Source organism: Indioceanicola profundi, from assembly GCF_003568845.1.
Lineage (GTDB): Bacteria > Pseudomonadota > Alphaproteobacteria > Azospirillales > Azospirillaceae > Indioceanicola > Indioceanicola profundi.
Window position 1 is genome coordinate 823777 of the sequence record NZ_CP030127.1, and the last position, 13153, is coordinate 836929.

Consider the following 13153-nt stretch of genomic DNA (forward strand, 5'->3'; position numbering starts at 1 on the left):
GCTACCTCCCGGCCGGCGACGCAAGGCTGCGCCAGCCGGAAGCAAAGGCCAACCGCCGGGCGGCGGTCGGCGGCGTTGATGTGGGCAGGTCAAGCCCATCGCGGGGGGCCAGCTCCAGGAAGGCAGGGCCGGGCGCGTCAGGGGCCATGATGGAATTTCCAGCAGCAGATCCCGACCGCAGCGCCTTGCGCAAGGCAATGGAGAGGGCGTGCAGGGTGCGGCGGCGCAGCAGTGCGCCTGGATCGCGGACCAGCGTTCCGGCCAGTTGGCGCAATCCCCGCTCCATCTGACCTGCATAAAGCGCCTCCGTCGCCAACCAAGCCCGGCATTCCCCCTCCGCCCAGCGGAGCAGGCGAGCCGGCAGTCGGGGACAGGAGGTGCGCAGTTCCTCCAGTACGAGCTGCTGGGAGCGGAGCATGGCGGCGGCGTTGCCGGACATGCTGGCGCCGGTGCGGCGGTAGCCCATCAGGAACTCCTCCGCGACGCCCACCTCCCAGCGGGCAGCGATGGACAGGAAGAGCTTGATATCCTCTGCTCCCTCCGCCCGATGGCTGCGCAGTCCGGGATCGAAGCCGCCCGTTCCTTCCAGCGCCGACCTGCGGATCAGAGCAGCACTGCCACCGCCGATGAAATTGCACAGCACCAATAAACCGAAGACATCGCCTTGATAGGGCGGCAGGGCCGGACTGCGCAGCACTTGGCCGGCCGCGTCGATCTCCCGGTACCGGCAATAGACCAGCCCGCACCGGCTGCCGCCCCTGCGCATGACCTCCATCTGCCGTTCGATCTTGGTCGGGTGCCAGATATCATCGGCATCCAGCAGCGCAATGTAATCGCCTCGGGTCTCGCCGATGGCCCGGTTGCGGGCGGCTGCCACCCCGGCATTGGCCTGACGCACCAGCCACACCCGCGGGTCCGCGGCGGCCAAGCCGGCGACGATCTCCGCCGTCCCGTCGCGGGAGCCGTCATCCACGACGACGACTTCCAGCATGGGGTAGGTCTGGTCCAGTGCGGAGCGCACCGCCTCGCCGATGAACGCCTGCGCATTGTAGGCCGGTATGATGACGGAGACGAGATCGGCCATACTCATGACGGCGCTCCCGCCCCCAGGAGCTGCCCAATGGCCCTGCGCCCGATCCGCTCAACCCGGCTCATCCATGGATAGCGGTAGGGCCGCAAAGCCCGCCGGGTGAGCCGCCATACCGGTGTCCCCGTCAATTCCCGCCCACGCAGATACTCCTCAAACCAGTGAAGAAAGCGGCTGCGGTGCAGGTTGTAGGATGCGCCGGTCAGATCGACCTGCATGCTGGAACCCGGCCGTTGCCGGTACAGGTCCCAACAGGCTGCGGAGACATAGACAGGCGTGGCGAGATAGATTTTGGTCAGGAACGCCTGATCCTCATAAGCAACGCGGAAGCTGTTCTCCCAACCGCCGACCCGGTCCACCACGTCGGCCCGCACCAGGACCGTGTTCATGGAGGGCGCCGCCCCGCCGGCCAGGGGATAGAGCAGCTCCAGCAGGTGCGGCGGCGCGTAGACTTTGTCCGGCGGAGCCCCGATAGCGACCACACGGTCCTTGGCGGCATCCTCCGCCCGACCGGTCCAGCCATGCCAGTATCGGCTGGCGCCGATGACCAGCCCCACCTCCGGATGACGGCTTAATATCTCCATCTGCTCTGCCAGCTTGCCGGCCAGCCAGACATCGTCGCCGTCCAAGCTGGCAATCCAGCGCCCGCGGGCATGTCGGCGTCCAAGATTCCGCGATGCGCTGATCCCTAGGTTGGCATGGCCGGGATGCTCGACCCGGCGGATGCGTCCGGGGTGCCGTTCCGCATATCGCTTCGCGATTTCCGTGCTGCCATCGGACGAGCCATCATCCACCAGGATCAGTTCCCAATCCTGGAAGCTCTGCGCAAGCACGCTCTCCACCGCCTCCGCCAGAAAACGCTCGAGGTTGAGGAAGGGGATGATCACGCTGATCAGGGGCCCGGTGGTCATAGCGCCTTCCTTCAGTAGAGATCGCCGGTGGCGAGCCGGCGGGCCAGCTCCGCTCCGGACCAGTCCTGCATCGGTATGCGTGGCAGGCGGAAAGAGTCCGTGCCCCGGTGCAAAGGGCCGGCCATAGTGACGCAGGCGGCCGTGAAGCCGGCCATGCGGACCAGCTCCGGCGTCTGCGGGCCATGGTCGCCATAGGGATAGGCGAAGCTATGGACATGGCGCCCGGCGATCTCCTCACAGGCCGATCGCCCATCTCGGATTTCCCGGAGCTGGCAGCCGGTATCCTGGGCCGGCAGGGTCGGATGGGTCAGGGTATGGCCCCCGATTTCGGCCATGGGGGATGCAGCCAGACGCGCCGCCTCATCCCGGTCCATCGGCCGGTTGCGAATGTCACGCGCAGGAACGCCGCCGGTCTGCTCAGCTAATTCCGCCAGCATGGCCTGTCGCCGGTAATGGGGCAGCGGACGCAGGCGGGACCAGAGGTCGAGATACAGTGCGTGCCGGGGCGTGGGCGGCGGCTCCCACACGCGCCAGCCGCGGTGCCGTTCCTCATCCTCCGGCGACAGGGTCGCGGCGGCGCCGAATTCGACCGGATCGGTCCATTCGCGTAGGGCCGGTCGGGACGGGATGGTGCCGGGCCGCAGCAGAATTGCCGCAAGCTCGTCCCACCAGAATGGCGTCCGCCCGTCCAGCAACCCCGGAGCTAGGAAGAAGGTTGCCGGTACGCCTGCCCGCTCCAACCGCGGCAGGGCGTTCAGCAGATTGTCGGCATAGCCGTCATCGAAGGTCACGGCGATTGCCCGGCGCGGCAAGGTTCCGTCCGCATGGCGGAGCGCCATCTCTCCCAGCGTCATGCAGGGGCCGTAACCGCTGAGCACCTGGAGGTGTTCGGCGAATCGGTCCGGCGTCACGGCCAGCCCCCAGGGGTCACGATCCAGCCGCTCCACCCGATGGTACATCAGCACATATCGGCCGCCGAGGCTGGCCTGGACCTGGCGTTTGAAGCGGCCGGCCATGCAGCGCAGCCGGTTCATGCCGGGCCTGCCTTGACCGCCCGCGCGGTCACGATGACCGGATACGCCGGGTCCTTGGTCCCCAGCTCCGCGGGCGTCAGCTCCTGTGCCGAGAGGCCCTGGAGGAAGGCGGTCGCGCTGAGGACATTGCCATGGCTTTCCACCTCCAGGCCCGACCAGTCCTCCGCCAGCAGGCGACGAACGGCGGCCGGGGTGAGCGCCCAGTACCAGGATTCGCCCCATTCCCCGCGGTCGATCTGGCTGATCCCCGGCACGGTCAGCAGCAGCACGCCGCCGGGCTTCAGTATCCGGTGCAGGGTCGCAACAGCGCGGGGCATGTCGAAAATCAGATGCAAGGTCTGGGTCAGCACCACGCAGTCGAAAGCATCGGACGGAATATGCTCCGCGTCGGTGAGGTCGCCGACGAAGGTCGCCAGCGGATTGGCGTCGGACACATGCAGGATGTCGCTCTGCCTGACGCGGCTGCCCCCGAACAGCATGGTGTAGGCATTGTCCCCCACCTCCAACACGCGGCCGGAGATGTCTGCGGCGCGGCTGTGCAGGAACGCTTCGATATAATGCCGGTCCACGGGCAGACCGCGGCCGAAGCCGAAATCGGGGTCGATGGGCGCCGTACGGCGCAGATCGCCGAAAGTCACCTCCCCGACGGGCGGGATCAGGAGCTTGCCGGAAGCCTTGCGCATTACCCGGCGAAAGCCGGTGGGAAGCCGCCGTTCCAGCCGCCGAACCGCCGCCCTTGCCAGCGCCGCAGCGGCTGGCGGAAAGGCGCGGGGTGCGGTGCGTACAGCCAGCGCAAGATGCCGCCGCGCTTCCTCCCGCCGCCCTAGATCGGCCAAGCCCTTCAGCGCCTGGAGGATCAAGGGCAGCCCGTAGGAGCGCTGGTAGAAGACCAGACCGCGCGCCAGGGCGCCTGCATGTTCTGGATCGACCGCATAGCGTTGCTGGGCTTTCAGGACGGTGAGCGCGGTAGTCAGCATGCGCTCCGGATCGCGGGACATGTTGGCGTCATGCTGCCGGTATTCGGCAATGACTCCGCTGTGGCAGGCAATGGGATGGCGGCGCGCAAGGCGAAGATAGACGTCGTAATCCTCACATGCCCGCAGCCCCTCATCGAACCCGCCGGCATCCAGCAGCAGGCAGCGGCGGTAGAGCACGGTGGCATGCATGCCGATCACGTTGGCTGCCAGAAGGGCGCGGTAGCTGGCTTCCTCCGCCTGGGCCCGGACTTCCCACAAGGGTGCGCGCCTCTCATCCACGCCGAGATGCCCGCCATAGACGAAGGCGCAATCCGGACGGGCGGCGAAGGTGTCCAGCCCTTTCTCCAACGCCTGGGGCAACAGCAGGTCATCCGCGTCAAGGAACGCGACGAAATCTGAAGCAGCGGCGCGCAGCCCCGTATTGCGGGCCGCACTCAGCCCTGCATTGTCCTGCCGGATGTACCGTATCTCCGCATAAAGACGGGCAACCTCCTCCGTATTGTCGGTGGAACCGTCATCCACCACGATGATCTCTGCCGCTGGAACGGTTTGCGCCAGCACGCTGTCAATTGCCGCCGCAAGGAAGCGTCCGTGATTAAAGCAGGTGATGATTACGGCGGCCGACGCCCGGTCTGTCCGCCCGGCGGGTGCCTCGGATTGCGGGGCGGGCAGGACTGCAACATTGCTGACCATGATCCGGCGGCTCCTAGGCGGAACGTTTGCGGCGGGTGCGCACGGAACGGCTCGGTGCGGTCGGGCTGATCCCATCCGCTCCGTCCGCAGGCGGCGTGCAGTGCACGGCTTTGGCTACGGCCTGACGGTGGTTTTCCCACGCCTCCGGAAGCCCCCCATCCAGGCAGGCAGGGTCCATATCGCCGAAATGGGCCAGGGGCCGGCGGATGCGCCCGCGCAGGCGATCCGCGCAACGGCTGAGCACCGGTTTGACCCCCAGCCGCTGCGCCAATCGCGCGGTCAGGATTTCCACCAGTGTGGCCAGCATGCCGGGGCGCAGCGTCGCCGGGTCCTCCACGGCCGAACGGGCGAGCAGGGTAAGACCCGTCCCGACCTGTCCGTAGCTCAAGGTGTTGAAGCCCAGCCAACGATGGAAGTTGCCGGCCGCCCAGTTGAACAGCCACACCGGGATCTCCGGATGGCGCGCCTTGACCTCCTCCATCACCATGAGCCATGAGCGCTGCATCAGTACCGCATTGGCGGACATGCCGGACCGGCTGACCCGGTATCCGACCAGATATTCCGGGCAGAGTTCGAACCGGCAGCGCTCCGCCAGCATGAGATAGAGCTTCAGATCCTCGCAGCCCTGCGCGCCGCGCTCCCGCAGCGACCGGTCATAGCCTCCGACCGCCTCCAACTCACGGCGGCGGATCAGCGGGATGCTGGCGGAACGGATGAAGTTGCTGAGCAACAGCGTCGTGAAGACATCACCGGTCCGCTGGCCGGGCGGCAATGTTTCCACCACCTGATCGGCCTTGTCGATCAGCCGTGTGTAGCAATAGACGACCCCAACCTCCAGCCCGGCGGCGGTCAGCAGCGCCAGTTGCTTTTCTATCTTCGTCGGATGCCAGATATCGTCGGCATCCATCGGGGCGATGTAGGCGCCGGACGAAATGGCGATGCCGGCATTCCGGGCGGCCGCCACGCCGGCATTGGACTGATAGACGTATCGGATACGCGGATCCTGCCGCGCCATCGCCACCACGCGCACACCGGTCCCGTCGGTGGACCCGTCATCGATGACCACCACCTCAAGCGCCGCATGGGTCTGGGCGAGTACGGAAGCCAGCGTGGCTTCGATCGTAGAGGCCGCGTTGTGGGCTGGAACGATGACCGAGACCAGATCTTCGCGCATCAATCCTCCAACGGGACACAAGTTCGGCGCCTCCGCGACAGGTCCGCGGAGCTTCCACCATTCGGCATTCAAGAGCGTCAGGCTCCGGGCCAGTTGAGCCTGGAGAAGGGATATCAGGTCAGACGCCGCCCTATTCGCGGCTCTACGGCAAAACACCCACAGCACATGCGCCGCTGGCGTTACTGATACCCCTCTTTCATCTGCGCGGTTCAGGCGCTTCGTCTTGTTCTACACGACGGCTCTCTTCATCGCTTGGCTCACGCCAGACGCCAGCTTCGATCAGCATTTTCGAAAGCGGCATAGCTGCGCGAATATTCCTGCGCAAAAGGCCGGTTTTCCACCGAATATAAGGCCAAGAGATAAGCAAGTTCGGAGAGCCCGAATGGGCGAAGCCGCCCTACCGGACGTATAGGCCCGATGCGAAAGAAGTGCTTTTTGATTCAGCGGGCAGAGCGCCGGCAAGCTAGGCAGAGCACCCCCAGGGCAGCCCCCCGCGAATCTGCCCAGCCCCCGACCTGCTGAAAGCAACGAAAGCTCAGCTATCGTGCTGTTCGGAATGGGCAGCTTCAGCCGCGTCGCCTTCCAGGAATTCGAGTTCGCCATCGAGAAGAAACAGACAGACACAATCCTCGGTCCCTGTTCCGACCGCGTGGTGAAGCGAAGCCGGCTCGTATGTCACCACGTCGCCCTTGGCATAGGAGCCATATTCATCCCGGAAGGTTCCAGTCAGGAGAAGCAGCCCTTCCAGCGCAGTATGGCGGTGAGCCGGAACAACCCCACCCGGCGCCATACGGAGCAGGCACACACGGCTCCCGGAGGCCTCATAAGCCCATTCGGACAGGCTGACGCCCTGCGCGATATCGGTCCAGTTGCCCTTATCGGTAAAGCCACGGTAACTGCGGAGCGGTTCCGGAACCCATTGCGCGGGAGCAAACGCCGGGTCCTTGCGCGCCGCCGCATCCACTTGGGCACTGGACGGGGCTTCAGGCTCGTCAAGCCGACCGAGCAGGTCGGCGAGCAGCGCTTCCATCCCATTGTCTTCCATAGTCGGCGCGATATCCGCGAGCCACTGGCCGCAGCTTTCCTCATAGGCGCGCACACGGGCTCGGCAGGCCGGGCAATAGGCCAGGTGCGTGGCGACAAACAGCGCCTTCACCTCGAACAGCGATCCGCTCGCATATGCGAACAGCAGATCGTCATCGGGGTGGTGGTCGGGTAACCGGCTCACGCGCAGGTCTCCATCAATTCCCTCATACGCTTCAGCGCGAGACGGGTTCTCGATTTTACAGTTCCAAGCGGCACACCTAGCATTTCGGCGATGTCCGTCTGGCTCCGATGCTCGTAATACGCAAGCCGGAGCACTTCGGATTGCTCACTCGGCAAAAGTTTCAGTGCCGCAGCCATATTGCGGACCTGATCCGCCTCCAGCGCCTCCTCCTCCGGCGTCCGAGGGGCGGCAACCTCCATCGCTGGATCGGAAATGTCGGGCTCGGGCCGAAGCTCTCCCCGGAACCGGTCGATGAAACGATTACGGCCGATTGCGAAGATCCAGGCGGATGCCGTTCCCGCGGCCGGGTCGAAGCTGTCGGCACGGCGCCAGACGGCCAGCATGGCCTCCTGCGCAATCTCCTGCGCCTGAGCGGGCGGAGCGCCAAGGCGTTGACAATAAGCAGCCAGCCGGGGCGCAAAGCTGCGGAACAGCTCTGCAAATGCCCCCTTGTCCTTTTCGCATGCCACGGCCAGGAGCAGGCGTTGCAGCCGCACACTGTCTGCAACGCCCGCCTCGTCCCGCGCCAGCCCAGGCGTTGCATCCGCAGGGGCTTCGGTTTCCGCCATTGGCACCGTCCGCATCCACCCTGTACTGGCGCTTCTGCAGCGCCGTTCATTTGATGCCTATTCTAACCCACCCGAATTAAAACTTAAGCAGATAAGCGATGTCCCGGCCACTAAGCAGATATCCCTCGAGTTTGGCGGCCAGCGTTCTCCGCGCACTCCGGTCGCTACGACGCCACCGGGCAACCCACTTCCCGCACGGGGCGGACAGTTGCCTCGATGGCATGCTGCTATGCGAAAAGCACAAGGGGCATATCAATTCCGTAATATTGTTGTCACGTGGCGTATAGAGATATCACTTCCTTGCCTAGGCGGATCGCCCGGTCAAAAATACGCTGGCAGGGAGAAGCTCTATGTCCATCTACTCGGTTCAGCATATCGGTCCCGAGCAGCCGTGGGGACGCCCCGTCCTGCGGAGCTACTGCACCACCGATATTGCCGACGCCAGAAAGGTCCACCGCGACTGGAGCGGCGGCGCAGCCGCCGAGGATGAGGTGCGGCTGATCGAAGAGGAGATGTGAGCGGCGTCCCGGCCAAATACCGGCCCGTCAGACGACGGACGGGCCAATCGTTTTTCCCATCCGGATCAGGGGTACGATGGCCCGGCCGGCCGGGCCAGCCATAGTCCGCTCTATCTCCTGGTAACCGCAGGCGCGGTACAAGGGTTCTCCCGCCATGGTCGCCATCAGCTCGACCCGGCCGAATCCTTCCGCCGCCGCAGCAGCTTCGCTCAAGTGAAGAAGCAGGCGTCCGACGCCACGGCGCGTATATGCGGGATGGGTGTACATTGCCCGGACCCTGGCCGCATCACGCGTGGGGTCGAGCAGGGCGGCGTTTCGAACATCCCCGCTGTGATCCCCGCCATAGAGCGTGGCCCGCCGACTCCATCCGCCGCAGCCGGCCATATCCCCGCCGATCTCCACTATGAAATAGGTCCGATCAAGGACGAGCTGCGTATCCAGCCCCATGATGGAACGGCTGGCCTCGATCTCGGCAGGGCTGAGGAAACCCTGTTGAAGCTGGTCGATGGACAGGCCCATCAGTTCCCGGAGGGCAGGCAGATCATCTTCCGTTGCCAACCGGCCCGTCAGAGCGGCAAGTGCGTGTTCCATCACCTTTCCCCGTCCAGCCGTCTACCTGGAGATGGTATTGTGCAGTGCAAAAAGTGGCAATCGGTCCGGAACGGAGGACGCGCAACAGATCTCCCGTTCCGCTTGTTGGCGTCCCGCACTTTGGAAGGGAAGCTCAATGGCCATCGAGGCGGTGATATTCGATGTCGACGGAACGCTGATCGACACAGTGGATCTGCACGCCGCCTCCTGGCGTGAGGCGTTGCACCGATGGGGCGTTGATGTTCCGCATGCCGAGGTGCGCGCCCAGATCGGCAAGGGCGGAGACCAGCTCATGCCGGTGTTCCTGCCGAAGGAGCTTGTCGAGAAGGAAGGCGAAGAGATCGAAGCCTTCCGCAAGCAGCTCTTCATGTCGGATTACCTGCCCCGCGCCCGGCCATTTCCGAAGGTGCGCGACCTGTTCGTTCGGCTGCGGGAAGACCGGAAGAAGATCGTGCTCGCCTCCTCCGCCAAGGGAGACGAGTTGGAGCGCTATATCGAGCTGGCGAACATCAAGGACATCATCCAGGGCGCTACCAGCTCCAGCGACGCAGAACGCTCCAAACCATACCCCGACATTTTCCTGGCGGCGCTTGAGGAGGTCGCTCCCTTCACGGCCGAGCAAAGCGTCGTGATCGGCGACACCCCATACGACGCGCAGGCAGCGGGAAAGGCGGGCCTGCGCACGATCGGCGTACTTGCCGGCGGCTTCCCCGCAGAGGAGCTGAGACAGGCCGGTTGTGCGGACCTGTACTGGGACGCGGCGGACCTGCTGGAGAAATACGCGGATTCGCCATTGGCGAGGGGATAAAGCCAGTGTCGGCGGCTCAATGTTCCAGCATGACCGTGACCGTGTCGAAATAGCCGCCGACCCGGCGGTTCTGGCCGCCCGGCAGACGGCCATAGATAGTGTAGGTCCGGCTGACCTGTCTTTGCGGCCTGGAGATCGTCAGGATGTCCTCCAGAACGTAGGAGCCGGCAGTGCCGTCTCCCAAGGGTTTGGTTCTGGCCGGATCACGGAACAACGCATAATCCAGCCGTTGGCCCGCCTGCGCCAGTTTCCGGGAGGTGGGATTTCCGGACAGGCCGGCATCGAAGAACAGCCGTATGTCCACCTCATAGACGTAGTTGCCGGCCGGTTCGAAGGTGAGATCGCAGGTCACGGTCACGATCGTGGTGGCCTCGCGGGCGGTGAAATCGAAGGGCGATCCGCCTGCGAAATCCAGTGTGTCCGCCGCCACGGTGCAGACGCAGAGCCAGGAACAGGAAGGGGCCGCCCGTGCCGTCCCGGTTGGCACGCTCAAGCCGAGCGTGAGGACGACCAGCAGCAAACTCAGCCTGATTGCCGCGCCCAGGCGCATCACGCGGCCTCCCTGCAGACCAGCGGGCCGATGAGCGGCAAAGCTTCGTCCAGCGGAGGTGCCGGGACGAGAACGGTGCACCCTCCGCCCGTCCAGTGGACGGTCAGTTCCGCTTCCCCCGTCAGGTCGGGCAGGAATACCTCGCCGCCATGGCCGACCGGCTGCGGCGGCCCGCCAGAAAGGTTCGCGCGCGCGCCGAGCGGAACCGGTTCGCCATTCGACCGCACCAGCCGGAGCCGAACACCCCGCTCAACCGTGATCGCGAAGTCCAGGCGAAGGCCAGAGCGATAGTAGGGAACCGCCGCCCGGTCGGACTCGGCCACCGTGCTTTCAAGGGGCAGATCGGTCGGATCAAGCTGAACGTTGGTCTGCTCATAGGCCCTGAGGCCGGTGACGAGAGCGAGGCCGCGCGCATCGGTGCGCGCCACCTTGCGGCCATTGGCGCGGATGTCCATTCCTTCCAGCCCGCCGGCATCGACCACCGCGAATCCGTCCTGGATGATGCGGGCGGCGAACAGGTTCCCTTCCGCCCAGACAATGCTTCCGGCCGCTTGCAGTCGTACGTCCGTTTCCCCGCCGAACCGGGCGGCCTCGCCCGAAACGGTGGCCCACATGGAGTTGGCGGAGAGTCCTGCAACCGTCCGTCCGCCATCTCCTTGGGTGTGCAGAAGACGCCAGCCGGTACCCTCCACTGGGTCGGCGCTGCGCTGCGCCTGCACGGTCGCGCGCTGACGTCCGGCTTGGCTGGTTATCGAGGCCCCCGCCGTGATGCCGCCTCCCAGGGGCATGACGAAGGACAAACCGAAGACGGCGTCCCCCTGTGCCGGCTCATAGTTCGCAGACACAGACAGGAAACCCCTTGCTTCCGTGCGGACGCTTGCCGTGGCGCCCAGCAGGGTGATATCCCCGCCATCGACGCGCCCGCCCAGATGGGTCGCCGACAGCCCCAGGCTCAGCCCATCCGTCGGGATCAGCCCGGCGCGTGCCTGGATACGGCGACGGTAGGAATGGTCGGGGTCGTCGCCGATCTGCCGGAAGCGCCTGCTGGACCATTCCACCAGCCCGCCGAAAGACAGGACCCGCCCCGCCCTGTCGATGCCCAGACTTCCCAGCACGCCGTCGCCATCATCGGACCGGCTGGCGGCGAGCGCGGCCGTGACGGTTCCCAGTGCCGATCCCGTAACTACACCCAATCCAGCCGTCACATGGTCCGGCCCTGCCTCCCCATGCGCTTCCGCCGTGAGCCATTCCGTGATGCCTCCCCGCGCCGTCCCGGTGGCGAAGAGATCGCCATAGCTCATGCTGCGACGGCCATACTCCTCCCGCAACGCCCCGGCCTGCACCGCGAAGTCGGTCAGGCCGGGGCGCAGAAGTCCCTGCGTGGTGGTGTACTGCGCGGTGATCACCTGTTCCCGTCCCAACAGATCGCGGATCACCAGTTGAACGTCACCGCCCGGTCCCACCTGCGGCACATCCTCCACCACGAAGGGGCCGGCGGGCACCTCCGCCCGCCGTTGGAACACGCCATCCACATAGAGGTCCACGGTGGAGGGAAGCTCGGCGGCGCCCATCGCATCCAATGTCGGCGTCGTCACGAATCCCGGAACCACATCGAACGCCCGCCCGATCTGCAGACCGCCGAACCGCACCGGCCTGCCCCAGCTCGAACCGCGGGAGATGCTGTCGCCCAGGCGCCAGCGAACCCAGTTCCCGGTATCGTCATGGGTCATGCTGGTATCCAGCCTGACCATGGCCGGCCCGCTTCCATGCGTGGAAAGCCGGCCGGTGCTGGTAGCGAAGAGACTGCCCCCGTAACCGGCGAGTTCCAGAAGCCCCGCCCCCTCCGTATCGCCAGCGGTGTGGCCGGCCAGCAGATCATAATTGAGATACAACCCGCGGCTACCGGACATAGGGCCGGCAACAGCATCATCACGGGCGCTGAGCCGGGTGGTGCGGAACAGCTCCGGCCTGGCGTTGAGGATGAGAAGCTGGGCTGCGTCATCGATCTGCCAGGACAGGCCGCTAAAGCCGGAAAGGCGATAATAGAAGGTTCCTTCATGCTCGGCAGCCGGGGCGCCGGAATAAGTGAAACGCAGGCTTTCCAGCAGCGCGGCGGGGGCAAGCACCTCCCCCTGCTCCACAAGGAACAGCTCCACCCGTCCGGTCCGGGTGCCGTTCAACTCCACTTCCAGGAAGTGGCTCCGCGGGGCGGAGCCTGCCGCGTCAGCGGCCATCGTCCAGGTCAGGAAGCAGAGCCACGTCGCCATGCGGGCGAGCCAGCCTTTCATCCACACCGCCCTCGTCTGTGGTCGCGCTCACGCGCAGCTCTCCTCCTGCCGCGCCGGCTTGGTCGGGGCCGATGCGGAACCGCCGTTCGGAGCCGGGAAGCACGTAGACGAGCCCGCCGAGACTCCTGTCGCCGCCAGTGTCGGTGATGCGCAGGTTCCGGAGCTTTTCGTGTGACGCGCCATCGTTCCGCACCGCCAGTTGCAGCTCGCGTCCGGTGGAGATCAGCTCCCAGGACAGGTTTGGCTCTCCTGGGGAACCGACACGCGCAAAGACTGGGAGGGAGATGCGCAGCGGCAGCGAGAGGGCCTGACCAGCCTGCCTGTCAGCCGATGGAATCTCGTCCAGCAGCAATCGGTAGCTGTACTCGCCCGCGGTTGCAGGCATGGAGCGCAGCCCGACGCGCACAATCTGGGTCCGACCCGGTTCCAGCTCGAAAATCGGCGGACTTGCGATCAATTCGGTCGTGTCGGCCAGCCGGTCGTTGCCCCCCTCCTGGCTCCACCGGAACCCGCGCACCTGGACAGTCACCGGCTGGCGGCCCGAATTCAGCACCTTGAGCGCAGTGACGCGCGCGTCCGGCCTCAGGTCGAGCCGGGTGGGAGATATCTCAAGCTGGCCGGCAAAGGCCGGCGCTCCAGCCAGAAGGCCCGCCAGCGCCGCGACCGCACCCCAACCTCGCATGCCA

13 protein-coding genes are annotated in these 13153 nt (G+C 65.7%); 2 read left to right on the forward strand and 11 right to left on the reverse strand.

The genetic code is table 11. The features are described 5' to 3' along the window. Position 1 precedes the first annotated feature (1 nt). The 7 genes from DOL89_RS19835 to DOL89_RS19865 form a co-directional block, all read right to left on the reverse strand. Positions 2 to 1090, reverse strand: coding sequence for a glycosyltransferase family 2 protein (locus DOL89_RS19835; protein ID WP_119681081.1), 1089 nt, complete (start codon positions 1088 to 1090; stop codon positions 2 to 4). Next, positions 1087 to 1998: a glycosyltransferase family 2 protein gene (locus DOL89_RS19840; RefSeq protein ID WP_119681082.1), complete on the reverse strand. Its 912-nt coding sequence runs from the start codon at positions 1996 to 1998 to the stop codon at positions 1087 to 1089. Before DOL89_RS19840 ends, DOL89_RS19835 begins: the two co-directional genes overlap by 4 nt. An 11-nt stretch (positions 1999 to 2009) precedes the next feature. After that, the gene (locus DOL89_RS19845; RefSeq protein ID WP_119681083.1) at positions 2010 to 3032 is read right to left on the reverse strand and encodes a polysaccharide deacetylase family protein; all 1023 of its coding nucleotides are present in this window, start codon (positions 3030 to 3032) and stop codon (positions 2010 to 2012) included. Further along, positions 3029 to 4702: a glycosyltransferase gene (locus DOL89_RS19850; protein WP_162937707.1), complete on the reverse strand. Its 1674-nt coding sequence runs from the start codon at positions 4700 to 4702 to the stop codon at positions 3029 to 3031. The genes DOL89_RS19845 and DOL89_RS19850 overlap by 4 nt, the downstream gene beginning before the upstream one ends. Positions 4703 to 4715: 13 nt before the next feature. Further along, positions 4716 to 5876 (reverse strand): glycosyltransferase family 2 protein, encoded by a 1161-nt coding sequence (locus DOL89_RS19855; RefSeq protein ID WP_119681085.1) that lies wholly within the window; start codon positions 5874 to 5876, stop codon positions 4716 to 4718. A 535-nt stretch (positions 5877 to 6411) separates the two neighbouring features. After that, positions 6412 to 7104 (reverse strand): ChrR family anti-sigma-E factor, encoded by a 693-nt coding sequence (locus DOL89_RS19860; protein ID WP_119681086.1) that lies wholly within the window; start codon positions 7102 to 7104, stop codon positions 6412 to 6414. Next, complete coding sequence (locus tag DOL89_RS19865; RefSeq protein WP_119681087.1) at positions 7101 to 7712, reverse strand: sigma-70 family RNA polymerase sigma factor; 612 nt, start codon at positions 7710 to 7712, stop codon at positions 7101 to 7103. Before DOL89_RS19865 ends, DOL89_RS19860 begins: the two co-directional genes overlap by 4 nt. A gap of 350 nt (positions 7713 to 8062) precedes the next feature. Between DOL89_RS19865 and DOL89_RS25070 the strand changes: the two genes are divergently transcribed. Beyond that, the gene (locus DOL89_RS25070) at positions 8063 to 8230 is read left to right on the forward strand and encodes a hypothetical protein (protein WP_162937708.1); all 168 of its coding nucleotides are present in this window, start codon (positions 8063 to 8065) and stop codon (positions 8228 to 8230) included. Positions 8231 to 8257: 27 nt separating this feature from the next. On the opposite strand, the gene DOL89_RS19870 is transcribed toward DOL89_RS25070, so the two are convergent. Next, a complete protein-coding gene (locus DOL89_RS19870; protein ID WP_119681088.1) occupies positions 8258 to 8821 on the reverse strand; it encodes a GNAT family N-acetyltransferase in 564 nt (187 codons plus the stop codon). A gap of 136 nt (positions 8822 to 8957) precedes the next feature. Here DOL89_RS19870 and DOL89_RS19875 point away from each other — a divergent pair, with 136 nt between their 5' ends. After that, the gene (locus DOL89_RS19875) at positions 8958 to 9629 is read left to right on the forward strand and encodes an HAD family hydrolase (RefSeq protein WP_318658543.1); all 672 of its coding nucleotides are present in this window, start codon (positions 8958 to 8960) and stop codon (positions 9627 to 9629) included. Between the two features lie 16 nt (positions 9630 to 9645). Here the strand turns inward: DOL89_RS19875 and DOL89_RS19880 are convergent, their stop codons facing one another. Genes DOL89_RS19880 through DOL89_RS19890 form a run of 3 tightly spaced genes read right to left on the reverse strand, consistent with a single transcriptional unit; the run spans position 9646 to position 13149 of the window. After that, complete coding sequence (locus DOL89_RS19880; protein ID WP_119681089.1) at positions 9646 to 10179, reverse strand: Csu type fimbrial protein; 534 nt, start codon at positions 10177 to 10179, stop codon at positions 9646 to 9648. Further along, the gene (locus DOL89_RS19885) at positions 10179 to 12467 is read right to left on the reverse strand and encodes a fimbria/pilus outer membrane usher protein (protein WP_119681090.1); all 2289 of its coding nucleotides are present in this window, start codon (positions 12465 to 12467) and stop codon (positions 10179 to 10181) included. The genes DOL89_RS19880 and DOL89_RS19885 overlap by 1 nt, the downstream gene beginning before the upstream one ends. Beyond that, the gene (locus tag DOL89_RS19890; protein ID WP_119681091.1) at positions 12403 to 13149 is read right to left on the reverse strand and encodes a fimbrial biogenesis chaperone; all 747 of its coding nucleotides are present in this window, start codon (positions 13147 to 13149) and stop codon (positions 12403 to 12405) included. Before DOL89_RS19890 ends, DOL89_RS19885 begins: the two co-directional genes overlap by 65 nt. Positions 13150 to 13153: the final 4 nt, after the last annotated feature.

What these genes read in the sequence shown, in the direction of transcription:
- DOL89_RS19835 (WP_119681081.1), bottom strand. Translation starts at nt 1,090, where the DNA reads ATGAGTATGGCCGATCTCGTCTCCGTCATCATACCGGCCTACAATGCG.
- DOL89_RS19865 (WP_119681087.1), bottom strand. Translation starts at nt 7,712, where the DNA reads ATGGCGGAAACCGAAGCCCCTGCGGATGCAACGCCTGGGCTGGCGCGG.
- DOL89_RS19845 (WP_119681083.1), bottom strand. Translation starts at nt 3,032, where the DNA reads ATGAACCGGCTGCGCTGCATGGCCGGCCGCTTCAAACGCCAGGTCCAG.
- DOL89_RS19890 (WP_119681091.1), bottom strand. Translation starts at nt 13,149, where the DNA reads ATGCGAGGTTGGGGTGCGGTCGCGGCGCTGGCGGGCCTTCTGGCTGGA.
- DOL89_RS19850 (WP_162937707.1), bottom strand. Translation starts at nt 4,702, where the DNA reads ATGGTCAGCAATGTTGCAGTCCTGCCCGCCCCGCAATCCGAGGCACCC.
- DOL89_RS19880 (WP_119681089.1), bottom strand. Translation starts at nt 10,179, where the DNA reads ATGCGCCTGGGCGCGGCAATCAGGCTGAGTTTGCTGCTGGTCGTCCTC.
- DOL89_RS19885 (WP_119681090.1), bottom strand. Translation starts at nt 12,467, where the DNA reads ATGAAAGGCTGGCTCGCCCGCATGGCGACGTGGCTCTGCTTCCTGACC.
- DOL89_RS19855 (WP_119681085.1), bottom strand. Translation starts at nt 5,876, where the DNA reads ATGCGCGAAGATCTGGTCTCGGTCATCGTTCCAGCCCACAACGCGGCC.
- DOL89_RS19875 (WP_318658543.1), top strand. Translation starts at nt 8,958, where the DNA reads ATGGCCATCGAGGCGGTGATATTCGATGTCGACGGAACGCTGATCGAC.
- DOL89_RS19840 (WP_119681082.1), bottom strand. Translation starts at nt 1,998, where the DNA reads ATGACCACCGGGCCCCTGATCAGCGTGATCATCCCCTTCCTCAACCTC.
- DOL89_RS25070 (WP_162937708.1), top strand. Translation starts at nt 8,063, where the DNA reads ATGTCCATCTACTCGGTTCAGCATATCGGTCCCGAGCAGCCGTGGGGA.
- DOL89_RS19870 (WP_119681088.1), bottom strand. Translation starts at nt 8,821, where the DNA reads ATGGAACACGCACTTGCCGCTCTGACGGGCCGGTTGGCAACGGAAGAT.